Raw genomic sequence first — 26185 nt, 5'->3', positions numbered from 1 at the left:
CACTTCTGTCAAATTTTCCTCATCCTGTTTTCGGGTTTTAATATCATGTTCCCCCTCCGGGGGAGCTGCGCTAACGGTTGAATACTTATCAATAACTGTTGTCAGGAGTCAGGAGTCAACCCACCCCTCGCCCCTCCCCCTCCCAGGAGGGGAAAAAAGAAGGAAAGTTAAGATGATTTCAGTATATTTTTGATACTGTCGGTACTGTCAGTCATTAAATTTTATTATCAGGACTTACGCAAAGGCACTATTTATAGAGTCCAATAACTATTGTCCAATAGTTTTGAGTGCTATATATACCGTATCTGCGTAAGTCCTAATTATAACTGATTATCCGTTAGCGTAGCTCCCCCGGAAGGGGAACATGATATAACTTGCACATTATATAGATAGCATTCAAAAGGAGATACTGATAACTGATAACTGAAATGGCATTTCCACTTCCTGACTCAGTGCTGTAATTAATTTTTCAATCATATCAAGTCCGCTTAATTCGGTATAAAAAAATGTTCCATCTGAGCACCATTGCCAAATCTTCCCACACTCCCCACACTTCCCACCCTCCCCACACTCCCGGATTTGATATTATACCAATTCCCAAAAGTAGTGCTATACTTGCGCAATACTTCAGTTATTAACTAATTAGCAGAAGTAGAATTACTTTTTTGCTGATTTTAGCTAATTTAATATTCATTATTCTTATGTTTTCTTCTCCCCCACTCACTCCCCCACTCCCCTACTCCCCTACTCCCCTGCTCAACAAAATGTAGAAAAGTTTTTGAGAAATGGTATTATCTATCCTCCTCACTGGTCAAATATTTCAGCAACACCTGAGTCAAATTTTCCTCATCCTGTTGTTCCGGTTTTAACTGGCGAGTCATTATGTAGATAGCATTCAAAAGTTGGTCTGTAGCAAGGTCTCCTCCCGAACGTTTTTTGATAAACTTCCGAATCAATTCTTCAATTTTTGCCTCATCCTTGGTTAACACATCACTACCCAAGTGCGCTCTAACAATTTCTTTCAACGCTGTCGCATCAGGATCATAAGGCATGGTTAACCGCAAACATCGTCTGAGAAAAGCTGGTGGAAAATCTCGTTCCCCATTATTGGTGAGAATAATCAAAGGGAAATTCTGACAGCACACTTTTCCCTCTTTGATTGGTACATCCATCCCATCATAAGTGCGAACCTCTACCTGGGAAACTTCTTTAGAAAGACGAGCTAATTCTGGAATTTCAAACTTCCCCTCCTCAAACAAATTGAGTAGATCGTTAGGTAAATTAATATCGCTCTTATCAATTTCATCAATTAATAAAACCCTTGGTTTAGGGAAAGGAAGTAAAGCTGTACCCAGAGCGCCAAGTTTAATATAACGACCAATATCCTTACTTTTATCGCCCATTTGTACATCCTGAAGACGAGCGATCGCGTCATAATCATATAACCCATCTTTTAAAGTTGAGCGAGCAGTAATATACCAAGGTAAAACAGGCCCTAATTTCAATTCATAAGCTACTGCGTAAGCTAAAGAAGTTTTTCCTGTTCCGGGTTTGCCTGTTACTAACAATGGTCTCCTTAAATATAGAGCGGCATTAACCATATTGATGACACTATTTCTGTCATTATTACTGTCAGTTTGAATCCGAAAACTTTTGCCTCTTTCCGAATCTTCTGTTGTTTTACCTTTCTCATCTAAAAAGTTGTTCCAACATTGTTCAATTTGTTTAATTATCTGATTATCTGCACCAATAAATTTACGCCAATTTGGAGGTTCGGGAAGGCGAATAATTTCATCATGGGGTTGGCTATTACCTTGAAATATTTTCCAGTCATTCATAAATTTTTTTCAATAATTTTTTTAATTTGTATCATGTCCAATAGTATTAGTATTGTATAGCGAAGGTAAGGAAGAGTTCATTAATTGATCATGGATAATGGATAATTACCTCTGGTTAAAACCGAGATAATTGAACATAAGGAAATATTATTTCTTTATTTTCTCCTTGAAAGGGGAGGCTAATAAAGCTGAATTATTTAATTGATTTAGTCGGAGGTACTGATAACTGATAACTGATAACTGATAACTGAAATGACCGTTAGGTCCGCCAACACCCCTGAAACTAACAAACTGCAAAATCGGTTAATTCCCGTGTTTCTAGGTGATAAAAACCTAAAACAATTTTGTCTTTGGGAACCCCTTCTGCTAACAATTCTCTTGCTATACCATCTTCAGTTCCGTCACGATGAATCCAAATTTTATCGCCTTTGATTTCCAGATGAAGTATGCAACCATGAACCATTTTATGACCCTCTACTCCCATAATCATCAATAAATAATGGTTCTGTTTTCGGTCAAAAACTGTTTTTCTCTCTATTTCGCTATAGGAATAGCGCAATTGAGCATAGTCGCCGATTATTTTTTCGATTATTTGTTGATATTTACTGATGGTATCCATTCAATAATTACCTCCTCTAATTTGTGGAAAGCTACTAAGTTTAAGCGGTGATTTTCTAGCATTAGTTGGCCGATGGGTTCGCTGAATATCCCCTCAAAAGCTTCTTCATCTACTGCTAAATAGAGAATTCTTTCTGGGTTGGTTTTTTTGAGTACATCATGGTAAACGATATACTGACCAACAGCATTTTCTAGATCGTTCATTGGGGAAGCACCTGAAAAACTTTTCAGTTCTACTGCTATTTTTACCGAATAATTAATCATTAATAATTAATCATTAATAATTAAATAATTATGGTTTAAATCCTCCCCTCTTAAGGGAAAAAAAATAATATTTCCTGATATTCAATCAAGAACGGTTTTAACCAGAGGTAATTATCAATTATCCATTATCAATTATCAATTAATGAACTCTTCTTTTTCTGCTGCCAGAAGTAAAGAAGCACCTAAATCTACATACATATCCCTGACTCCCCATTTCATAAAGTAAGGGTCATCGGTTATGCTCCAGTTATCTTTGACCAGAGCGTTAATTAAGTTGTTATGGTAAGTATCTCTAGCTGGCATTATGGGAAAATAAAGAGAAGTTTTTGGATATTAAAACGATTCGGTTCAAAGGTATCTCCTATTAATATTTGAAACTGTTGTGTGGAATTATAGCAGAAAAATTATTGGGAATGCAATAGGGGGAATAATGAGGGCGATCACTCCTCAAAAAAAACTCACTTACTATGTACAAAAACCTACAACTTTCATTTCATTTTTGTATCACAAATAGTTGCTAAATTTTAAATGTAAAATAATTGCCGAAAACTATTGTATCACAGAAGTTTCCGCCCGTTATGAGGTACATATATTGATACTTTTAGGGAGTAGGGAGTAGGGAGTAGGGAGTAGAGAAGATGGGAATTAGGGTAGTGAACAAGCAAAAAAAATTTACCGAATAATTAACTAATTAATAATTAAATAATTCTGGTTTAAAGCCTCCCCTTTTAAGGGAAAAAAGCGGTCGAGGGATGGCGAGGTCCCCTCGCTATATCCAATCGACCAAGAGAAGAAATAATATTTCCTTATATTCAATCAAGAACGGTTTTAACCAGAGGTAATTATCAATTATCCATTATCAATTATCCATTAATGAACCTGTCAGTTGTACCGCATTAGTTTGAAATCTGGTGTATCAAAGTTTTTAGTCGATAAAATCTGACTTATAAATTCTGAATTCGTTATTGTCCAGGTGTAATTAATTCAACCATTATATCAGGAGTTAAACGATAGGGATTTTCCCAAAGAATAGCTAAATGAAAACCCAAATGCTCCTCAGTTTGAGCATCAGCTTTTTCTCGAATTTGTCTAATTGATTCACATAAATAACACAGTGGTTGAAAAGTTAATATTTCATCAATCAAATTTACTTTTTCCCGACGCTCAATATCAGCTCTTGTCCAAATAACAACAGGGGTTGTAGCTGACAAAATCGCTCTAAACAAATCTTTCCTGATAGATTGAGGATGAGCGCGAGTAACTTTCAATCCTATTTTTTCCTTGAGATTACTTTTCAATAATTTCCAGTTAAAACTCTCCATTTCTTCTAAATGTTCAAATAATTCCAAACTAGGTTTATTAGGTAAAAGTTGTTTAACTTTATCCCAATATTCGTACCATTGAGATAGATAATAATCTAAATAATCAAGATTAAGACGTTCGAGCGATCGCAATCTAATTGGATATTTAATTCCTATAGTAATTTCTTCAGCTATGGGGTCATAAATTTTCCATCTGTCTACTTCCTCACACATTAAATTACTGGGTAAGAAAAACTCTATTGTTAGAGAAGATTTTTTGCCTCTTAGATATTTCAATGCTTTTTTGAGAAGCAGATCGAATTCTTTGGAAATTTGAGTTGACTTACAAAATATTCCCTGTTGTTTTTCTTTGTGGTCAAGGAGGGATTGAAATTTCGATAAATTTTGTACTGAATCATCAATAATTAACCAAGCATTCAAGCAAAAATATTCATTTTCATCTGGAATAAGTGTTGCTAATATATAAGATTCAACTTTTTCTAATTCTTCAGAAAAAAAATCTGTTGAAGATTTATTATTATTTTCTCTTAAAGGCTTTTTTTGTGCTAGTTTTTCTAATCCATTTTGCAATTGATTACGAATTTTCGGAGGAATATCTGGACCTTGAATTAAGTGTTCAAAAAACTCATATATTCTTCTAAATTGATGCAAATTTTCTAAGATTTGTTCAATATTATCTGCTTCAAAATCCCAAATTTCTGCATCGGCAGGTAAAGAATTTTGATAAGCCTTTTGGATAGTCTCTGGAGAGATACCAGAAAAATCTATATGGGGAAAAGATGCCGAAGAAATATTGTTAAAATTACTGTCTTTAACCAACAATTGAGTCAATGTATAACTCTCTCTTTTAAGTTGTTGAGAAATAGTAGGAGGAATATCAGGCCAAATCTTTTTTAGAGCTTCTATACAAATAGCTCTTCCAATCTTTCCTTCCTCTTCTTTTATGCCCTCCATGTGGGTAGCTACACCCACAACAAAACCTGTTTCTTCAACAATAGGTGCCCCACTATAACCTTTTTGAAGCTTTCCTTTTTGTATATTTAATTCCCAAACAACAACTTTTTCTTGAAGCTGAATTGCTTTGCTTCTTTGACTAATTTTTCCTGTAATTATCTTGTATTCAGGTATTTTATGATCGCTACTGTAGAGGTAATTACCAGGAATATTAATTTGGTAATATTTTTTCTCCCCAGATAAAACTTTTAACTTTAACAGAGGAAGATTCAACATATCTTTAACTCGTAAAACTGCTAAATCAAAGGTATTTTCTATTGCTACAACATCTGCGGGAATATCATTATTATTATTCACCCGTACATTTTCCTCACCACCCATATCCTTAACAACATGAGCGCAGGTAATCAGGTAAGTATAATTTTGTTCCCGATAAAAAGCAAATCCAGTGCCAATATGGGCATTACTAGCACTGGTAATTAAAACAATAGATTCTTCTAAATTTTCTGGGTTAATCATATTCTGAATATTATGAATTAAGAACTAATATCACGTCCGTTTAATTAACTATAATAAAGTTCTTATATCAAATCCGCTAGGGTTCGGTATAAAAAAATGTTTCATCTAAGCGCCATTGCCAAATCTTTCTCGATCTCCCCATTTCCTCACATTCCCCTCCTGGGAGGGCAGGGCTGTTTTAAAGTATTGTAATTAAGGATGCACGGGAGAATGGAAGTAATGGGAATAGTGGAACAGTGAAATTTGCCAAAATTTGCCGATTTTTCAGCAAAGTACGCGTCTTTAAGCTCTGAGAGAATATTTGGTCCAACGCCGCTTAAAAGCCTCTATCCCCGTGTCTGGTGTGTCTGGTGCGTCCCCGTGTCTATCGAGAATGAAACAGCCCTGCTCCTGGGAGGGGGAGGGGCGAGGGGTGGGTATCCACCCTATGAATCTAATTACATTGATCCTACCGGGTTTGGTATTATATCATTTCCGGATAATAGCGCGATCAAAAACCTGATCTCGAAGAAGGAAGAAGGAAGAAGGAAGAAGGAAGAAAAAAACTTAAATTTCCAGATATTCAATCTTGGGTTTAAACAAATGATTGCCTTCGGACATGATATTACTTCAATCTCCCCTACTCCCCATCTCCAACTATTGGATATGATATTAGTGCTTAATCTAAAATATTCAAAGGATGATTAATATCATTTCCGGTTGAATACTTACACTTTGGAGCTCCGAAGGCAGGAGGCAACCCACCCCTAACCCCTCCCAGGAGGGGAAGGCAGAAGGGAAGAAAAGGTTAGAAGGGAAAAAGGTTTTTTATCACTGATTATCCGGACATGATATAACTCAGAAAATTTAGCAGAATCTATTGTTTTAATTACCAGTGCTAGTGACAGAAAAGCAAATGTTATTGGTACTGGGTTTCCTTTTTATCGGGAAGAAAATTATACTTATTTACTTATCTGCGCTCATGTTGTTGAGGATGTGGGAGATGAAGAAAATGTATTAGCTAATAATATTCCCGCAAAGGTTGTAGAAAAATGATTCAGTAATGAATGTAGAGGATTATCGGCATTAATCCAAAATATCTTATTCCTTTAAACCCTACTCCCTACTCCCTACTCCCTACTCCCTACTCCCTACTGCCAAGGAAATGTAGCAAAACTTTTGAGAAATGGTATTAGTAGTCAGCGATCGCATCCCATAGCTATATTTTTTTCCATTTCACATTTTACTCTTTTTGTCAAGTTTTACGTTAAGAAAGATGTTGATCAAGCATAGCTTAAGGGACAGGGGTTTTCCGGCATTTTTAAGTTATAAAGCGACAACTCTTTTGATGATTGCTGACAAAGAACTTAAATAGTATTAGTATAAGTATTGCTGAACAGTATGAGATTGGGTTGGAAAATTACTATGCCCCTCAATTTTGTCAACTAATCTCAAATCTTGTTTCTTACATCTGTTGATGGTCTAAATTTTTTTGGCGTTGGTGAATTAAGGTATGAAAGTAGGTTTATAAGGAATAGGGAACACTTAACTGGGAACAGGGAACAGTTAATATTAACAAGTAGTTCAAACCATCCAAAATACAAAATACAAAATACAAAATATAAAATTATCAAATCATGCCCAGAATCACCAACGCCATTTTTTTTAAATCCTTTCCTTGATTGCATCTTCAACTATTTAGTCTAAACTCCAGAATCAAAGTATTATGTTTGAAATAGTGTAAAACTTACGATAGACCATTGTATGTGTGAAGAAAGAACTAAAGATTTAGACATAGATTTTGTCCTAGAGACCATAAATCTCAGACTGCCTCAGATTTCCTATTCTCCTCTAAGTACCATAGAAACACAAACTCTCAAGGGTATTTGGCGGGATTATACCTATGATCAAATAGCCCTAGAGAAAAACTATAGCTGCGGTTATATTACCAATATTGTTGCCCCTAGTTTGTTTAAAAAACTTTCTTGTCTTATTGGTCAGAGGGTGGGCAAAAGAAACTGCATGAAACTAATTAAAAAATTTTTTCTGGTCTGGAAAGAGAAACCTCTGTTTCCTTCGGGAGTTATATCTCTAGATTCTCAATATTATATAAAGCGGTCTGATATTGAAAATAAAATATCTGCAGAGATTCAGAAACCTGGAGCTTTGGTGAGAATAAAAGCACCTCAAGAAATGGGCAAAACTTCTGTGCTACTCCGTCTTATTAAGCGTGCAAATGAGTCGGGCTATCACACCATTTATTTCAATCTGCAACAGTTAGACGAAGAAGTTTTCAGGGATGTTAGCACCTTCTTGCGCTTTTTTTGTATTAATATTACCCATGAGCTAGACTTAGATCTCAAGTTAGATGACTATTGGGATGAGGAGCTGGGATGTAAGGCTAGTTGCAATTTATACTTCCAAAATTATTTGCTAAAATCAATCAACGCACCCTTACTTCTAGCTCTGGATGAAGTGAATCAGGTTTTTGAGAATCTGAAAATAGCAAAAGAGTTTTTCTCTTTGTTACGTTTGTGGTACGAGAAAGCTAAAACAACTTTGGTGTGGCAGAAGTTGCGCTTAGTGGTGGTTCACTCAACTGAAAGTTATGTGCCTCTGCAACTTAAGCAGTCACCTTTCAATGTAGGATTGCCGATACAGCTAGGTAGTTTGAGTTGGGAAGAAGTTGTAGAATTAGCTAAATGTTACGAATTAAGCTGGAGAGATGGGGAAGAAGCAAATCTTTTGATGACGATGGTAGGAGGACATCCTGCTCTAGTGCATCTTGCTATTTATTATCTTAGTCAGGAGAAAATGACATTGAAAGAACTATTAAAAACGGCTCCTACCTCTACAGGAATTTATGCAAGTCACTTGAATCGTCATCAAGAGAAGTTGTACGAAGACTCAAAATTAGCAAGCGCTTTGAATAAAGTGATAGTCGCTACTGAACCTATATTATTAGAACCGATCCAGGCTTACAAGTTAAATAGTATGGGGTTAATTAGATTATCTAATAATAAGGCGGTTATTAGTTGTCAGTTGTATCGAGATTATTTCCAGCAAACCTTAAAGGAAATGAGCGATCGCTGATTAATTTTGGTCGTCAGCTCTGTACTTTTCGGTTCAATTCAAGTAAACTATTAAAAAAATTATCAATCAGAAGGAGAAAGTAATGGTTGAAAATCAAGTTCCGCGCTCTATTATGGATGCGAGTCGTGAAAACTTTCTAAAACCACAAGAATTGCACTTTGTAGACGGCTATGGACCTGATAATTTACCTGATGGTTTGCACGGTCATGTTTTTATAGTAGCACCAGTCGGTAATTTTGAGCTTGATGAAGACGGGAGACCTATATTAAAGGACATATATAAAAGGATTAGTCAACGTAATCTGATAGATGATAACGGAAATACATTTATGAATGGTGACGGAATGATTTATCGATTCGATTTTGACGAGGTAGGTAAAGTTAAATGGAAGCAAAAAGTTGCCAATCCTCCCGATTACAAGCTTGACAGAATAATTGAAGCAAGTACAGAGTTTGAATATCGTGCAATATTCAAATTTTATAATTTTGGATTGATCAGATTTTCTCCTGCACTTGGTCTTCGCAATCAATTAAATACAGCATTTGTCCCCTTCAAATTTAGTAAAGATAACCATGAGCGCCTGTTAATAACTTATGATGCAGGTATCCCTTACGAAATTAATACAAAGACCCTCAATGTACAAGAGCCTGTGGGAAGTTTGGATGAATGGATACCAGATCCTAACCAACCAAGACATCTTTTTCCAACAATTTTAAGCACGGCTCACCCTATCTTTGACCACCAGACAGAAGAGATGTTTACTGTTAACTACTCTAGGTCATTATTAAATTTATTGAGAATATTTCCTTGGTCTTTAGGTCTGCTCACTAATATAATTTCAGAAAATCGAACAAAGACTAAAACTGATACAAAAATCTTTGGAATCTTTAATTGTTTGATCGATCTAATTAAATATCTTCAATTAATTTGGAGGGTACTTTGTCTAAATATTCAATCTTTTTTGAGTCTAGATAATTTTGTCTATGTGATGAAATGGGATGCTACAGAGAATTTGCAAAAGTGGAAGATAGTTGATTCCAGGGGGAGACCAATCAAAATTCGCCAAAGTATGCATCAGGTTGGGATAACTGAGAAATATGTAGTTCTAATAGATACCTCTTTTGCTATTGGAATTGAGCAGATGATCAATAATTTCCCTTTTCCTCTATCTCTATTCACAAAGCCGTTACGAAGGCTGCTCCGCATTACACCATCACCGGAGAACATGATATATATAGTGCCTCGCGAAAACTTAAATGGTTCAGCAGAAGTCGAGGCACATCAAGTAGAAATACATCGTGAAATATCCCATTTTTTACTGGATTACTCTCATGAGAATAGTGATTCAAAAATTACACTTCATGCTGCTCATATTTGTGCTTGGGATATTGCACAATGGCTCCGTAAGGGAGATAAATTAGCTCAAGGAAATAAGAGGATACCTCCTGAATTGTTAGGAATACAGATAGGTGAAATGGATATTAGCTTAATGGCACGCCATGTAATAGATATTAATGAAGAACCGTCTGTTCAATCTTTTATTAATGATCAGTCGGACGAAGGTCTCACTTGGGGAGCAGGATTGTATACTTATAATAGTCGTAATTTTCCAGGTCACACTCCTCTACAGAAGTTGGATAAAATTTACTGGACTTCTCTAGGGCTTTGGGAAGAGCTTACAACTAAGTTCATGTATGATCAATACAAAAAATATGAATATAGAACAGTAGAATTGAATGAACTTCTTGAACGAGCCGAAGAAGGTATATCTTCTTGCTTATATCGATTGGATGCTGAGTCATTGACCTTTGAAGACTATTACAAGTTTCCCCCAGGTTACATAGGGTTTTCACCACAGTTTGTTCCACGCAAGGGTGGAACAGATAGCCCTACCGATGGTGACATTGTATGTGTTGCTTTTACTCCAGATAGAAGTGAAATCTGGATTTTTAATGCTGCTGCTCTCCAAGAAGGGCCAGTATGTAAATTGTGGCATGAAGAGCTAAATTTTGGACTGACATTGCACACAGCGTGGTTGAAAAATATATCTGACAGTGGTTCTTCTAGTGATAATGTAGAGCTAACCCATGGCTTATGTGATTGGATAGATACTTGGGCTCCTTCTTCCTTTTCTAGTAAAGACAAAGAAACACTCAAAGAGGAAATAAACAAAGCATGTAATTAGTCACAGCAACAAGTGAGGCTTATTGAAAATTAATTCACTAGCCTCAATCTTCCTTCTTTCTTATACCTCTTCTCTGAATGATTGTGGTAGTATTGCCACAGTTATTTTTTTTTAAACTATTATGGTTGTAGTTCCTGGATTTAAGCTCACAGAAGCTCTATTTGTTGACAAAAAAACGATTTTATATAAAGGAATAGACGATACAAGCAAACAACCAGTATTGATAAAAATACTTCCCCTTGCAGATGTAACCTTAGAAGATATTACTCAATTTAAACAGGAATACCAAATCTCTGAAACAATAGATTGTCGAGGCATTGTTAAACATTATAAATTAGAGAGATATCAAAATCATTTAGCTTTAATTTTAGAAGACTTTGGCTGTCAACCTTTATCTCAGTTTCTTCAGAGCAATCAACTCCCTAGCAAAGATTTCCTCAAAATTGCTATTTCCTTATCATCAACTTTAACTGCAATCCACAAACAGTCAATTATTCATAACAATATCAAACCTGATAATATTTTTATTAATCCCCAAACCAAAGAAGTAAAACTGACTGGCTTTAGTCGTGCTATTCTTCTGCCCCCAGAGCAACAAACAATTAGTCATCTTGACTGGCAAGAAGGCTCTCTTACCTATATTTCTCCCGAACAAACGGGAAGAATGAATCGTTTATTAGACTATCGCACTGACTTTTATACTTTGGGGATTACTTTTTATAAAATGCTCACTGGCATCGTACCTTTTTACAGTGATGATCCAGTGGAAATGCTATATTGCCACATGGCAAGAAAACCCACAAATCCTACAGAAAAAGCCAATATCCCTGAAGCTATTGCCAAGATCATCATGAAACTCTTAGCTAAAAATGCTGAGGATAGATACCAAAGTGCTACAGGGTTAAAAATTGACTTAGAAAATTGTTTATGGCAACTAGAAACTGGAGGAAAAATTGAAGATTTTGTCCTGGGTAAGGGGGATGAGGGTAATCAACTTATTATCTCACAAAAACTTTATGGACGAGAGCAAGAAGTACAAGTTTTATTAGATAGTTTTTATCGAGTAATTCAAGGAACAACGGCAATAACCTTGGTTTCAGGTTACTCAGGTATTGGCAAAACATCCATTGTTAATGAAGTTTCTCAATCTCTGGTTAAATACAGAGGATATTTTATTAGAGGCAAATTTGACCAGCTTAAACAAAATATTCCTTATAGCGCTTTTATTAGAGCTTTTCAAGAGTTAATTCGTCAGTTATTAATCGAAAGTGAAGCCAAGATTGCTGCTTGGAAAGAAAAATTACTGCTGGCTTTAGGGGCTAATGGTCAAATCATTATTGATGTTATACCTGAAGTTGAATTAATTATCGGACCACAACCAGAAGTATTAGCAGTAGGTTTATTGGAAGCGGAAAATAGATTTAATCGTGTATTTCAACAATTTATTCATGTTTTTTGTCAACCAGAACATCCTTTGGTTATCTTTTTAGACGATTTACAGTGGGCAGATGCAGCTTCTCTGAAACTGATGCAGTTAATCAGTACTGATGATAGTAGTAAATATCTATTGATTATTGGAGCCTATCGAAATAATGAAGTAACTGCCAGTCATCGATTATTTCAAACTATAGATAAGGTGAGAGAAATTGGCACTGTTATTAATAATATTGTAGTTGAACCTTTGTCTAAAGTTCAGGTTACGGAATTAATTGGCGACAGCTTAAGCCGAAATATAGATGCCGAGCAATTAAAGATTCTGTCGGAGTTGATTTTTGAAAAAACCAGAGGCAATCCTTTCTTCTTAACTCAATTAATCAAAACTCTATATACTGAAAAAATACTGGTTTATCAGACTGCTAGTTGTCATTGGAATTTAGATTTAAATAATCATAAATTTACGAAAATTTTAGGGGATAATATTATTGATTTAATTGCTCAAAAAATTCAAGATTTACCAGTTATTTCACAAAGACTCCTAAAATTTGCTGCTTGTCTTGGTAATAGTTTTAACCTCAAGCTTCTAGCTGTAATTAATGAAAACTCAGAAATATATGCAGCAAAAAAACTGTTACCTACACTTATGGCGGGGTTAATTTTACCTCTGTCTGATACCTATAAAATCCCGCTAGTTTTCTCAGAGTCAGAATCACTAAATTTTCAACAGCAAAATGTTGAGGTTAATTATAAGTTTTTGCATGACCGAGTACAGCAAGCTGCTTATTCTTTGATACCTGAATCAGAAATTGCTATAACTCATTATCAAATCGGTCAACTGTTGCTCAAAAATAATTTCCTAGAAGAGCAAGAAGAGCAGATTTTTTTAGTAGTGAATCAATTGAATTTTGGCACTAAGTTTTTGCAGACTGAAACTGAAAAATATGAGTTGGCTAAATTAAATCTCATTGCTGGCAAGAAAGCTAAGGCAGCTACGGCTTATGAAGCTGCTGTCAACTATTTTAATGTAGGTCTGCAACTTTTAAATGAAGCCAGTTGGGAGGGGCAATATCAGTTAGCCTTCGATTTGCATTTTGAAGCTTCAGAAACCGAATACCTTAATGCTAATTTAGAAGCCGCTTTTCAACTGTGCAATTTAGCTCTAAAAACAGTCAAATATCTACTAGAAAAAGCCAGGCTATATCAGCTAAAAACACAGCTGCTGCTAGCTCAAAATAAAATCAGTTCAGCCCTAGAAACAGGATTAACTGCCTTAAAAGAATTAGGAGTAACTTTATCTGAATTACCACCTCAAGAATTGAATATTCAAGAGTTAGCACAACTTCCCAAAATAACTGATGCTAATAAACTTGCAGCAATGGAAATTTTAATACTGATATTTCCGCCTGCTTGTTTTGAAGAAAGTTCATTAGCTTTACCTATTTTATATACTATGGTGGATATTTCTCGGCAATATGGAAATTCACCACCATCTATTTTTGCTTATGTTACTTATGGTTCTATAACAAGTTGGTTCGTACCTGATATAGATACCGCCTATGAATTAAATAATTTAGCTGAACTGCTCTTAGCTCAGTTGAATGCTAAAGAGCTTCAATCTAAATTTCTTGTAGCAATGTCGATTAATATTAAACACCGTAAGAAGCATTGTAGGGAAACAATTGAACCTCTTTTTCAAGCTATTCAAAGTGGATTAGAAGTCGGTGATATAGAACATGCTTGTCATGCTGCTAATTTTTACTGTGCTCATTTATTTTTTAATGGCAACAATTTAGAAGCTGTACAAAAGAATCAAGATAAATATCTTGAATTTATCAAACAATTTAAACAAGAGCATCAATTTAATATGTGCAGCATCGATAGCCAGTTAGTAGCAAACTTAAGAGGCAAAGCAGGCAATAAGTTGTTGTTGCTTGGGGATTATCTAGATGAGAACCAAATGAAATCTTATTTAGAAGATACTAACGATTTAATATCCCTGTTTAGTTTGTATTTTGCTAAATGTCTGCTTTGCTATTTATTTAAAGATTATCAAGATGCTATCAAATATGCGGTGATTGGGTTTAAATATGCTGGTTTTGTCCAAGCAGGAATTATTTTCAGTCAGCATAATTTTTACTATTCTTTAGCTATTTTAGCATCATATCCCCATGCTGATTTTACCGTTAATCTAGAGATAGAAAAGGACTCCCCAGAGGATTTTAACCAAGTAGTAGCAAATCAAGAGAAAATGAAATATTGGGCAGATCATTGTCCAATGAATTATCAACATAAGTATGAGCTGGTTGAAGCAGAAAAAGCTAGGGTGTTAGGAAAAATTCTGCTGGCGATGGAGTATTATGACTGCGCCATTCGCGGTGCCAAAGAACAGGGGTATCTTCAAGATGAAGCCCTTGCTTACGAAAGAGCAGCAGAATTCTATCTGTCTTTAGCTAGGGAAGAAATTGCTACAACCTACATGAGTAAAGCCTATTATGGTTATCTTGCTTGGGGAGCCTTAGCTAAAGTCAAAGATTTGGAATCAAGATATCCACAACTTCTGGCTCAAGTATCGGCAAGATTTACACCGCAACCATTAGTATCCGGTAAGCAACCTGTTTTTAAATCTGCCAAGACTACAGAAGTTATCGATTTAACCACCGTTATTCAAGCTTCCCAAAGCCTAGCTAATGAAATCACTCTCGATAAACTGCTGGAAAAATTGATGCAAATCTTGATGAAAAATGCTGGTGCTCAAATCAGTTACTTGATTTTAGAGCAGGAGAATCGGCTTTTTATTGAAGCCATGACATCTCTGGAAAATGACCAGTTAGTTTTGCATCAACCAGCAGTAATCCAAGATGAGTTCCAGTTACCTTTATCTATTCTGAATTATGTCAAAAGAACCCAAGAAACTATTTTGTTAAACTCGGAAGATGTTCCCGAATCTATTTTTGCTCAAGACTTGTATCTCATTAAAAATCAGCCTCAATCGCTTTTATGTAACCCAGTCCTGTATCAAGGAAATTTTATGGGTTGGCTTTACTTAGAAAACAATTTAACCTCTGGAGCTTTTACACCGGAGCGATTAGAACTGTTAAAAATACTGTCTTCTCAAGTGGCTATCTCTATCAAAAATGCCAAGCTTTATGAAGATATGGCTAATATTAATTTATCCTTAAAACAGCAAATTGTCAAACGGCAACAAGCAGAAGAGGTATTGCGTGAAAGTGAAACCAGATTAGCTCAATTTCTGGAAGCAGTACCCATAGGTATCTTTGTCACAGACGCTAAGGGTAAACCTTACTACGCTAATCAAACTGCTCAACAAATACTAGGTAAAGGCATTATCACCCAAAGCGATTCAACTGAGTTCACCAAAGCTTATCAAGTTTACCTCTCAGGCACAGAGCAATTATATCCCACCGAGCAACAACCCATTGTGCAAGCTTTAAAAGGTGAAAGTACAACTGTTGATAATCTAACAATTCACCAAGGAGATAAAATTATCCCCCTAGAAGTTGCCGCTACTCCAGTTTTCAATGACAAAGGTGAAATAGTTTATGCCATAGCTGCTTTTCAAGACATCACTCAACGCCAACAAGCAGAAACGGAACGCCTCCAGTTAGAAATCCTTAGAGTAGAAAATGCTCTGTTGCGCAGTGCAGAAGACACTTCAACTTATGACTATCAAGTAGGGGGTAGTTTACCCAGTAATGCTCCCACTTATGTAGTGCGTTCCGCAGACAGAGAGCTTTATCAAGCTTTGAAAAAAGGAGAATTTTGTTATATTCTCAACCCGCGTCAGATGGGAAAATCCAGTCTGATGGTGAGCATGGTGCATCAACTACAACGAGAAAATTTAGTTTGTGCCACTATTGATATCACCTCCATTGGTAGCGATAATATCACACCGGAGCAATGGTACAAGGGATTGATGATTGAATTATTGCAGGGCTTTGATTTGTTAGACAAGGTTAATTTTAAAGCTTGGTGGAATGATCGCAAAGATATTTCTCCCTTACAACGCTTAAGTCAGTTTATTGAAGAGATTATTTTAACTGAAGTCAGGCTTGATAATGAGCTGCCTGCCAAAAAAATAGTAGTCTTCTTAGATGAGATCGATAATATCCTCGCCTTGGATTTTTCAGTGAATGAGTTTTTTGCCCTGATTCGTGCTTGCTATAATAAACGGAGTTTTAATCCCCGATATCAAAGTTTAGTTTTTGTCTTATTGGGAGTAGCCACCCCTTCAGATTTAATCTCTGACTCCAAAAGAACACCATTTAATCTTGGTCAAGCTATTCAGTTAAAAGGTTTTCAACTACAGGAAGCTCAACCTCTACTGCAAGGGTTGACAGAAAAGGTTAGTAATCCGCAAGTCGTCTTGCAAGCAGTCTTGTCTTGGACAAATGGACAACCCTTTCTCACTCAAAAGATTTGTCGATTGATACGAGACTGTTCATCTCCTATTCCCACTGATGAGGAAGCCCAATGGGTGGAGAATTTAGTCCAGGCTCAGGTGATAGAGAATTGGGAAGTACAAGATGAACCAGAACATTTAAGAACTATAAGGGAGCGGATTCTTGATAGTACACAGCCTAGTTATAAGTTGCTAGATTTATACAGACAAATTTTAACTCAAGGTCAGGTGACGGCAGTTGGTACTTTGGAGGAGAAGGAATTGTTGTTGTCGGGTTTAGTGGTGAAGGAAGGGGGATATATCAAGGTTTATAATCGGATTTATGAGTTGATATTTGATATTGTTTGGGTAGAATCCCAGGTTTAAGAATAAGTACTACTGCTCCTCAAAATGTTTCTTATCTTCTTTTTGGGGCGCAAGTCCCTAAACTCACATCTTGCACCAGTACATAAATACTTAATGAGGCCAGTTAGAACAATCAGTTCCAATGCTGAAATCGTCAAATCTTATCACTGTTGCCTACCTTCACAAGTCAGTTTTCGACAGGCGTGCATGTTATTTGTAAACACGCTTATTACTTATTGGGTATTACTTATTAAGTTATTAGTTTTATAGGGTTGACAAAATTAATGACTTGTGTTGATATGGCGGTTACCCTTTGAAGATAAGGTCTTTTCACTCCTCTCAAATTCAGTCACAACAATAATTTTGCCTTCCATGGAGCTATCTGCCTAGCCTGCGGTTTCTGCTTGCAGTACTGCCTTCTGCCCTCTGCCTTAAACCCTATATGAAAACAAGCCAAATTATATAGGGTTTTATAGGTCAAATAAATAGCTATCCTTACGTCATTGTTGGTAGCAAGTAATATCCAGGGAAGAGAAAATGGACTGTGCTTTAACGGGGCAAGGCAACGACCTACTCACATCTAAGTTTTGGGAAAAATGGACTGAATATCAGGACCAGCTTTATCGCTGTTGTCTCAAATTTATGAACTCTAACCCAACGGATGCCGAAGATGCTTTGTCTCAGGCAATGCTGAAAGCTTGGGAAAAGGTACAGATATATGCAGGGAAAATCGATAACTTGAAGGCTTGGCTATTCAAGCTGACTAGCAACCTCTGTATTGATCTCATCAGAAAACGTTCTCAAGGGGCTGTGGGTGTTGAAAGTATTGAATGGGTGGGAGATACTGAGGAGATAGGTATAGGCTCAAACGTTGCGTCGCCAGAGAGTTGTCTGGAGAGAGAGGAAAAGTCCACTGAGATACAACAAGCGATCGCTGACTTACCAGAAACCTTGCGGGAAACTTTTATATTACATTTTTACCAAGAGCTAACCCATACAGAAATTGCCCAACGCCAAGGGATAACCTACGATAATGTGTGCAGGCGAATATATCGGGCGAGGAAACAGCTCAAAGAGAAGTTGAGCAGCTATTATCGAGGGACGGAGGAGAAAGTAATATCATGTCAGCTTGAAGACTCCGGGTTAGGACTGACACGGGGACGCGGGGACGCGGGGACGCGGGGAAGTTGTTCTAATGGGCAATTATGCCGACATGATAGAAGTGTAACAGTGAGGGTTCATCCCATATCATCTACCTTATGGGAAAATGAGGAAAAGCCACATACATATGAGTCCCAAGGAAATATTGGGTTGGAAACAGTCACTGTCTCCCCATCATTGGATACGCAGTTGCATTCAAAGACAGTCGTTGAGACTGACTTGGACACGTGGAGACATGGAGACCGGGAGAAAATGAATGTGCTACGTCTGAAGGCAACTTGGTATATAGACGATGCGGGGGATTCAAACCCTTGTTCCATCAAGACGCCTGTTGGCTTTCCCGTTGAAACTATGTCTAAGACTATGCTCAAGGCTTGGGAAAAGGTACAGAAATATGCTGGGAAAATCGATAACTTGAAGGCTTGGCTATTCAAGCTGACTAGCAACCTCTGTATTGATATCATCAGAGAACCTTCTCAAAAGGCTGTGGGTGTTGAAAGTATCGAATGGGTGGGCGATACTGAGGAGATGGGTATAGCCTCAAACGTTGCGTCGCCAGAGAGTTGTCTGGAGCGACTGCAAGACTCCACTGTGATTCTACAGGCGGTTGCAGACTTACCTGAAACCTTGCGGGACACTTTTATTTTACATATTAACCAAGAGCGGACTCATACTGAAATAGCCCAACGCCAGGGAGTATCCAACGATGATGTGTGCTGGCGAAAATATCGGGCAAGGAAACAGCTCAAAGGGAATTTGAGCGGCTATTTTCGAGGTGCTGAGGAGAAAGTTATATCGTGTCAGGTTGAAGACTCCCACTTTTGACTGACACGGGGAAGTTTTTTAAAAGGGCAATTATGCCGACATGGTATACAGCGCTTACCGCTGTTAGATGTTACAGTGTAAGTTAATAAAGCGTATCGGGAACAACCTACTGCCGAACGCCGATTAGCTTTCCTTAAATACCCCCTATTTTTTGATAATTTAGTTTTCGGGAAACGGCTTAAATTCATGATGATAGGATGGTGTTATGTGGAAAGGAGACTTTTGGTTGATTTTGGTTGATTCAACCCTTACAGCCCACATTCCGCACTTCAGTTTGTATCATTAAAAGTAGAATTTCGAATATGTGGCTTAGTAGGTATTTATACTTTACAAATCATCTCTATTACTTTTTTCGACGTTCAACTTCAGAGTTAAAAATTTCCCCAAAAATACAAACTAGATCGTGCTCTCGATCACGGCAGCTATGATTTTCTTCTCAAATTCTGTCTCCTGTCTCCTGTCTCCTGACTCCTCCTTCTATACTAAATTATGTAGTGCGGAATGTGGGTTACAGTAGACTTGTCGCGAAATAAAACCTTAAAGTGAAATGGAAAATCCTGGCTTTTCACTGATTAAACGATGCTGCCATCAGGTAAAAATTCCAGAGTCCAGCAGCAGTGAACATGAAGCGATCGTCTAAATATTTGATGTGATTTCGATACAATCCTCTGGCTGCATTATATCTCTTCTCACCTGGTAATTGTATGTTCACATTTGACGCGATCGCTACTTTTTTCTCTATTGAGATGTTTTTGTTCCTCAGTTAATTCCTTTCCTTTAGGTTTTTTCGTGGGAATTTTGATGTTGACAAATTCCTTCTGTAATCCCTGGAAACCCAAATATACATGAATTTTCACTTCATCAGGCACAAAATCTACCAATTTTTCGCGCGTCCAACTGCCGAATGCCCATGAACCTTGCCCTCTCTTGCTTTCGATAGAACGAGAACTCTTTTGTCTAGGTCTGTCACAATCAGATGTTTACGAGTATGGCACTTTTTTTTACCTGAGTAATGATTTTTCTGCTTTTGGTGGTCTTTGGGACGCTGTATTGGCCGCTCTGTACCATCAATCATCACTTCTTTGGCAGACGGAAACCTGGTAATAAAGTCTTCAATGCTCTGTAACTTACGTTCTGGTAAGGCCATTTTTTTCCCTAAAGCACTCTCTAGTAATAGCTGTAGTCTTAACATCCAATGGTGTGCTCTACTGCGGTGTAAATCAAACAACACTCCTGCTACATCAAAGGTAGGGTAGCACTTAAAGTAAAACAAGATAAAAAATCACTTGTCTTTGGCCTGTAGCAATCGTGCTTTTCTCCCTCCTCCGATAAGACCATACTGCCGTATGCAACAATCAAAGTCTGTTTATGGCTTGGGTTTAATGTAGCCGAATCTGTTCGTGACAGAAGCGAACCGAGGGTACAGATGACGGTTGATTTTGCTCGATATTCTATTGTATCTCCGATATCTAATAAGCTAATGTTTCCATTATTATTTAGCGCATGATGTCTTTACTAACAGTTCGTTGTACAATGTCTATGTACTAACGTCATTTGTCCCGACACCGTTGGTGAGTCAGTGGGGATTATTACTTTCCAAATCTTTTCCTTTTCTGTGTCATAAAGTGACGTGATGGTCGTCTTAATTTTAGTAATGTGAGAAACCAATGTTGAGAATACCCTAGGCTCCAATGATGTAGTTAACGTAGCGGCGCCTTTGTATAAACTCACAAATGGTTATCTCTCATTATGCCAAAGCTTAAACATTATTCGGTTAATTGAGATGAAAAGAATCGTGAAGAGTCTGATGATGGTTGTAATGGCTTTTACAATCCTCGTGTCGTTCTCTATGCCTGCGGAGGCTGCATGTGGAAGGGTCGTATATCGTCCGACCAATCTAACCCTGCAGGATGAGGGCACATGTGCTCACACTTGTGCGGTAACAACCGACGGCCAGAGTTCAATACCATGCAACGAACTAATACGACCTGGAGAAGACCTATGTATCGACATAGGAAACGACTTTGCAACACGCCCATATTCAATGGAATTAATATACAGTGGCGATAGTGAAGCAACGAAGGCCCTACCAGTGATGTCATACCCCAAGGCGTACCAGCCGGATCAAGGCGAATTGGTCTGTGATCCAGGCCCCGACTTTCCTGTTGCACCAGGCGACTTGCCAGGAGTCTTTGTAGACGATAATATAACTTTTGTAGTGGAGGGAATAGAGAACGTTGCTCAGATCAAAGTCCACATGAATGAAAACGGAGCAGCAATGACCCTACCTACCACAACAATAACCTTCGGTTATTAGGGTGTCAAATAAGGACAAAGAGGATACAGAGCGTATTTTAGGATCGTTGGCATCAGAGTGCAGTGGTAGAAGCGGTCTTTAAGTCGGTCTTGTTATAAAGTTGAAGTCCTCAACTCTATAGGCAAACCGAATCAGACACACCTCATCCACCCCAGATCCAACCAAACTCCACCAATGGCGAAGGTAAGACTCAATGCGGCAATCATCCGCACCCTGCTCATAAAGCTGAGTCACCTTCGCCATCATTCGTTCCACAGTCTTTTTCGCCACGCCCAACCCGTGCGGCGAAAACCAATAACCCAAGAAATCAAACCCCTTGCTAATGCGACCAATAAAAGTTTTCTCTGGATGCTTCACGAGCAACAAATCAGCCATCACCTGATTCACAGCCTTAATCGCCCGCCGCAACTTCCAGCGAGTAGGAGCCAGGATGACCCAATCATCCATATAGCGGACATAAAAGCAACCAACCCACCCCTAACCCCTCCGAGGAGGGGAACAGGAGGGAAGCCATGCGGTCATCCAAAGGTTTGAGAAACAAAGCACCAATCAAAGGAGACAAAGGACAACCCAAAGAAATCCCTTGAGTAATATCCAGATATTTTCCACCATCGGACACATAGTGGCGCAAATAACCCCAGACTAAAGCGATAACAGCATCATCCTTCACGTACTGTCCCACCAGATCCATGAGCAGATGATGATTAATACTGGCATAATATTTTTTAACATCGGTCCTAAAAACAAATTGATGTTCATCCAAATGAGCATAAACCTCACGTACAGCCCCCTTTAACCCACCCCTACCCGCTACATGAAAACAGCGTGGACTAAGATGAGGTTGAAGCTGTTCAGTTAAAACAATAGCGATCGCTTTCAGAACGAGAGCATCTTGAGAACACCACCATTCGATCGTGCGATCTTTGGCCTGAAATCTTCGTAATTCCCGAAAGCGGTAGGAACCATTCACAAGAAGCTGTTGAATCTGCTGTTTTTTTTCTGACCACCACCGCCTAAGCTGCCAAATATCTCCATTGAAATGGTAGTGGGCCCGTTGAGCACACACCCACTGAAAAGCAGCTTCCAATACTTCATGTGAGGCAATTTGTTCAATCAACAACATATTGACAGATGACGATAAAGATGGAGAGGGCTTGCCTTTCTACAAGCTTACCCATTGCTCGGTCGTGCGATGGCCTTCTCTACGAGAGGCTACGTCAACGGCACCAGCAGAGCCGATCGCAGAATCCGTAGGTTGCTCAAGGGGAACTATACCAAGAGGTTGAGCAAATACTCCCCTTTTTCCTAGCCTACCAAACTACTCTGCAAGGCTGGTGCTTTATACATGTGCGCACACTTTACCTATCTGCCTTTAATTACTCACTGCCGTTTCCATCAAAATTTTATGACAACCCAATTCTGGAGAATTGTCAACAGGGCAACGCTGAATATACTCACCATCTGATTGTAAATCCCAAGCTTGACGGTTGTCAGACAAAAGAATACCCATAATTTCTTGCAACTCTTTCGTTAAATCAGGATCTTCAACAGGGGTAATAGCTTCTACCCGACGGTCAAGATTACGAGGCATCCAGTCCGCAGAACCAATATATAACTCCTCTTGAGCATTATTATAAAAGTAGAAAATACGAGAATGTTCTAAATAACGCCCAATAATACTTACTACCTTAATATTTTCACTTACACCCTCTAAACCAGGACGCAAACAGCAAATACCTCGAACAATCAAATCAATTTTCACCCCTACTTGAGAAGCTTCGTATAACTTAGCAATTATTTTCGAGTCCACCAAAGAATTCATCTTAGCAACAATGCGACCTGTTTTTCCTTTTTGGCAATTCTCAATTTCACGATTAATTAGCTTAATAAAGCGATCGCGCATATTTACAGGAGCTATTAACAATTTCCGATAAGACTGCTGGCGCGAATATCCCGTCAAGAAATTAAACAAATCTGTTAAATCTGCTCCTAACTCTGGACTACTGCTAAATAAACCCAAATCAGTATAAAACTTAGCTGTCTTGGAATTATAGTTACCAGTGCCAATATGAACATAGCGACGGATATGACCTTCTTCCTGACGTACCACCATCACAACTTTAGTATGAGTCTTCAGACCTGCTAAACCATAAACAACGTGAACGCCAGATTGTTCTAACTTCCGGGCCCACTGAATATTATTTTCTTCATCAAATCTTGCTTTCAATTCCACCAATACTGCTACTTGTTTGCCATTTTCTGCTCCAGCAATTAAAGCATTGACAATAGGTGAATCTCCAGAAGTACGGTAGAGAGTCATCTTAATTGCCAACACATCAGGATCGTGAGCAGCTTGAGTAATGAAACTTTGTACCGTATTTGTAAAAGAATGATATGGATGATGTACCAATACATCTTTCTGACGAATGACTGAAAAAAAGTCTATGTCATTATTCTTATTCTGGTCAGAAGTTGCTATGCGATCGCCGTGATGTCGTAACCGTTGAGGAATAGTAGATACCCAATTTGGATCTTTAAGTTTTGGCAATGGCAACCCCATAAATGACATCAAATCTTTTAAATCAAGTAATCCATCTACTGTATATACATCCTTTTCTGAGAGTTCCAACTTTTCCATTAATGTCTTTTTTAATGTACTCGGCATTGTTGGATTAATTTCCATTCTCACTACGGTACCACCAATACGGCGTTTTCGTAGTTCTTTTTCAATTACCAATAGCAAGTCATCACCTTCATCTTCTTGCACTGATAGATCGGCATCACGAGTAACCCGAAATAGGTGATATTCCTGGATATCCATACCAGGAAATAGAGCACCCAAATTATGAGCAATGACTTGTTCGAGAGCTACTCCCATCCAATTGACAGTTTTATTCTTTTCTTGCGCCTGTAATTTTTCTGGTAAGGGCAAGAACCGAGGTAATATTTTGGGAACTTTAATTCTGGCTAATAAATCTTCTTGAGTTTCTGGATTTTTCAGCATTACTGCTAAGTTCAAACTGAGATTAGATAGATAAGGAAAAGGGTGACTAGCATCAATTGCTAAAGGTGTTAATACAGGAAATATATGTTCTTCAAAATAGTTTTGTAAGTATGTTTTTTGTTTTTGGTTTAAGTCTATATAATTTAGGATATAAATGCCATTTTTTACTAATTCTGGTTGTAAGGTTTGCTCAAAGAATTTATGTTGTAAAGAAACCATTGGCAATAGTTTTTGATTAATCCCTTCAAGTTGTTTTTGTGGGGTACGACCGTCTGGAGTTAATTTATTTACTTCAGCTTCTATTTGTTTTTTCAGAATTGCCACCCTGACCATGAAATATTCATCTAAGTTAGAACTAAAAATTCCTAAAAACTTTAAACGCTCTAATAAGGGAGTACGGGGGTCTAAACCCTCAGATAAAACTCTACGGTTAAATTCTAGCCAACTAAATTCTCTGTTAAAGTAGTATTGTGGATCACTAAAATTTTTTTCTGCTTTAGTTTCTGCACTTTCTGTCGTATTTTTTTTGTTTTTGGACATAGTTAATTAGGGTATATTTTGATATTTGTTAAAATTAATATTTATTGTAAGGTAGTGTTTAACCTTTGTAAAGTCTACTTTTTTAATAAATAGTTAGTATAGTCAGATACTTTGATGAATCTAGTTAAATTGGTGGCAAAGTTAAAATTTATCAAACTGAATAACTTTTTTGATAATTAGCACGCTAGTTATTGTTAATTATTCTATGGTATTGTTATCCAACAAAACTCTAAATCAAGATCGAGTTAGGCAAAATAAACAGGAGCATTGACTTAATCCGAGAATAACGATATAATGCATATTTAAGCATACTTTTAGGCAGGTTGCACTCACCCATAAATGAAATCTATCAGAACAAAACTCAAATTAAATAATCGACAGAAAACGCTCTTTGCTCAACACGCTGGCTATTCACGGTGGTGCTACAACTGGGGCTTGAGTCTGTGGAATGCTGCTTATCAGGACGGTTACAAGCCTAATGTTCGTAAACTCAGAGAAGTGTTTACTAACCATACTAAACCACTTTATCCTTGGATGAAACGCTTATCTTCTAAGGTTTACCAATATGCTTTTCCTACGGAATGCTGCGCAAACATCAACTTAGGTGAAGCATTTAAGAGGTTTTTTCAAGGTTTAGGTAAACATCCAAAGTTTAAGAAGAAAGGTAGGTCTGATTCCTTTCCTACGGAATGCTACGCAAACACAATAGATAATTGTGGAAAACCAATAAAACTTAATGGTTGGTCTCATAAATTACCTTTTATTGGTTGGGTAAAAACTTATGAACCCATTGAAGCAACAACTCAAAAAATCACCATTAGTAGACAAGCTGGTGATTGGTTTGTTAGTTTGGCTTTTGAATTTACTCCAACTGCAACACCGAAAAATACTGAAGTTGTAGGTGTAGATTTAGGTGTTAAGACACTAGCAACACTAAGCACTGGTGAAGTTTTTCCAAGCATCAAGCCTTATCGTACAGCTCAAGACAAACTAGCAAAATTACAACGACAACTTAGTAGGAAAGTCAAGCATTCAAGTAATTGGTACAAAGCTGTAGTTAGACTAGCCAAACAACATAGACGAATAGCTGACATCCGTAAAGACGCACTTCATAAATTGACAACATATCTAGCTAAAAACCACGGCACTGTGTCAATTGAAGATTTGAACGTCAGCGGTATGTTAGCCAATCATAAGCTGGCGAAAATCAGTTAGCAGATAGTGATTTTACGAGTTTAGAAGACATGAATAATGAATAATTACCTCTCCTTGAAAAGAAGAGGATTGACTAATAATGAAATTTTTTCTTTATTATCTCCTTAAAAGGGGAGGCTTTAAACCACAATTTTTCGGTAAAAAAAGTA

The 26185-nt window shown here is 37.5% G+C and carries 17 protein-coding genes and 1 pseudogene; 8 read left to right on the top strand and 10 right to left on the bottom strand.

All coding sequences use genetic code 11. The features are described 5' to 3' along the window. Positions 1–791: 791 nt before the first annotated feature. The 5 genes from F6K54_RS15990 to F6K54_RS15970 all read right to left on the bottom strand — a co-directional run bounded on the left by F6K54_RS15990 (position 792) and on the right by F6K54_RS15970 (position 5515). Positions 792–1838 (bottom strand): MoxR family ATPase, encoded by a 1047-nt coding sequence (locus tag F6K54_RS15990; RefSeq protein WP_293079128.1) that lies wholly within the window; start codon positions 1836–1838, stop codon positions 792–794. Between the two features lie 283 nt (positions 1839–2121). Next, the gene (locus F6K54_RS15985; RefSeq protein WP_293079126.1) at positions 2122–2457 is read right to left on the bottom strand and encodes a XisI protein; all 336 of its coding nucleotides are present in this window, start codon (positions 2455–2457) and stop codon (positions 2122–2124) included. After that, positions 2427–2720 carry an element excision factor XisH family protein gene (locus F6K54_RS15980; protein WP_293079124.1) on the bottom strand — a complete coding sequence of 98 codons (294 nt, stop codon included), beginning with the start codon at positions 2718–2720 and terminating at the stop codon, positions 2427–2429. The genes F6K54_RS15985 and F6K54_RS15980 overlap by 31 nt, the downstream gene beginning before the upstream one ends. Positions 2721–2855: 135 nt before the next feature. Then, on the bottom strand, positions 2856–3023 hold the full coding sequence (locus tag F6K54_RS15975; protein WP_293079122.1) for an element excision factor XisH family protein: 168 nt from the start codon (positions 3021–3023) through the stop codon (positions 2856–2858). A 659-nt stretch (positions 3024–3682) separates the two neighbouring features. Then, complete coding sequence (locus F6K54_RS15970; RefSeq protein WP_293079120.1) at positions 3683–5515, bottom strand: trypsin-like peptidase domain-containing protein; 1833 nt, start codon at positions 5513–5515, stop codon at positions 3683–3685. 243 nt (positions 5516–5758) lie between these two features. On the opposite strand from F6K54_RS15970, the gene F6K54_RS15965 reads away from it, so the two are divergent. The 5 genes from F6K54_RS15965 to F6K54_RS15945 all read left to right on the top strand — a co-directional run bounded on the left by F6K54_RS15965 (position 5759) and on the right by F6K54_RS15945 (position 18960). Beyond that, positions 5759–6202: a hypothetical protein gene (locus F6K54_RS15965; protein ID WP_293079118.1), complete on the top strand. Its 444-nt coding sequence runs from the start codon at positions 5759–5761 to the stop codon at positions 6200–6202. Positions 6203–7258: 1056 nt separating this feature from the next. After that, complete coding sequence (locus tag F6K54_RS15960) at positions 7259–8587, top strand: AAA-like domain-containing protein (protein ID WP_293079116.1); 1329 nt, start codon at positions 7259–7261, stop codon at positions 8585–8587. Between the two features lie 82 nt (positions 8588–8669). Then, a complete protein-coding gene (locus F6K54_RS15955; protein ID WP_293079114.1) occupies positions 8670–10772 on the top strand; it encodes a carotenoid oxygenase family protein in 2103 nt (700 codons plus the stop codon). 121 nt (positions 10773–10893) lie between these two features. After that, positions 10894–16995, top strand: a complete 6102-nt coding sequence (locus F6K54_RS15950; protein ID WP_293079112.1) for an AAA family ATPase — start codon at positions 10894–10896, stop codon at positions 16993–16995. A gap of 516 nt (positions 16996–17511) precedes the next feature. Next, positions 17512–18960, top strand: a complete 1449-nt coding sequence (locus F6K54_RS15945; RefSeq protein WP_293079110.1) for an RNA polymerase sigma factor — start codon at positions 17512–17514, stop codon at positions 18958–18960. A gap of 689 nt (positions 18961–19649) precedes the next feature. On the opposite strand, the gene F6K54_RS15940 is transcribed toward F6K54_RS15945, so the two are convergent. Together F6K54_RS15940 and F6K54_RS15935 are read right to left on the bottom strand one after the other, a co-directional pair. Then, positions 19650–19841, bottom strand: coding sequence for a transposase family protein (locus F6K54_RS15940; protein WP_293079108.1), 192 nt, complete (start codon positions 19839–19841; stop codon positions 19650–19652). Continuing rightward, positions 19835–20233 (bottom strand): transposase family protein, encoded by a 399-nt coding sequence (locus tag F6K54_RS15935; protein WP_293079106.1) that lies wholly within the window; start codon positions 20231–20233, stop codon positions 19835–19837. The genes F6K54_RS15940 and F6K54_RS15935 overlap by 7 nt, the downstream gene beginning before the upstream one ends. 510 nt (positions 20234–20743) lie before the next feature. Between F6K54_RS15935 and F6K54_RS15930 the strand changes: the two genes are divergently transcribed. Next, the gene (locus F6K54_RS15930; RefSeq protein WP_293079105.1) at positions 20744–21277 is read left to right on the top strand and encodes a hypothetical protein; all 534 of its coding nucleotides are present in this window, start codon (positions 20744–20746) and stop codon (positions 21275–21277) included. A gap of 78 nt (positions 21278–21355) precedes the next feature. Here the strand turns inward: F6K54_RS15930 and F6K54_RS15925 are convergent, their stop codons facing one another. Both F6K54_RS15925 and F6K54_RS15920 read right to left on the bottom strand, forming a co-directional pair. Further along, complete coding sequence (locus F6K54_RS15925; protein ID WP_293079103.1) at positions 21356–21724, bottom strand: hypothetical protein; 369 nt, start codon at positions 21722–21724, stop codon at positions 21356–21358. Continuing rightward, complete coding sequence (locus F6K54_RS15920; RefSeq protein WP_293079101.1) at positions 21717–22343, bottom strand: reverse transcriptase domain-containing protein; 627 nt, start codon at positions 22341–22343, stop codon at positions 21717–21719. The genes F6K54_RS15925 and F6K54_RS15920 overlap by 8 nt, the downstream gene beginning before the upstream one ends. Before the next feature lie 58 nt (positions 22344–22401). Here F6K54_RS15920 and F6K54_RS15915 point away from each other — a divergent pair, with 58 nt between their 5' ends. Beyond that, a complete protein-coding gene (locus F6K54_RS15915) occupies positions 22402–22563 on the top strand; it encodes a hypothetical protein (RefSeq protein ID WP_293079099.1) in 162 nt (53 codons plus the stop codon). 86 nt (positions 22564–22649) lie between these two features. Here F6K54_RS15915 and ppk1 read toward each other — a convergent pair whose 3' ends face one another. Continuing rightward, the gene (gene ppk1 / locus F6K54_RS15910; RefSeq protein WP_293079097.1) at positions 22650–24821 is read right to left on the bottom strand and encodes a polyphosphate kinase 1; all 2172 of its coding nucleotides are present in this window, start codon (positions 24819–24821) and stop codon (positions 22650–22652) included. A gap of 339 nt (positions 24822–25160) precedes the next feature. Here ppk1 and F6K54_RS15905 point away from each other — a divergent pair. Beyond that, a pseudogene (locus F6K54_RS15905) lies at positions 25161–26064 on the top strand (RNA-guided endonuclease InsQ/TnpB family protein); the annotation flags it as partial. Positions 26065–26185: the final 121 nt, after the last annotated feature.

Origin of the sequence: Okeania sp. SIO3B5 (assembly GCF_010692555.1) — a bacterium.
Classification (GTDB): Bacteria; Cyanobacteriota; Cyanobacteriia; order Cyanobacteriales; family Microcoleaceae; genus Okeania.
The sequence above is the reverse complement of the archived record's forward strand: the minus strand, read 5'-3'. Positions and strand labels throughout refer to the sequence as shown.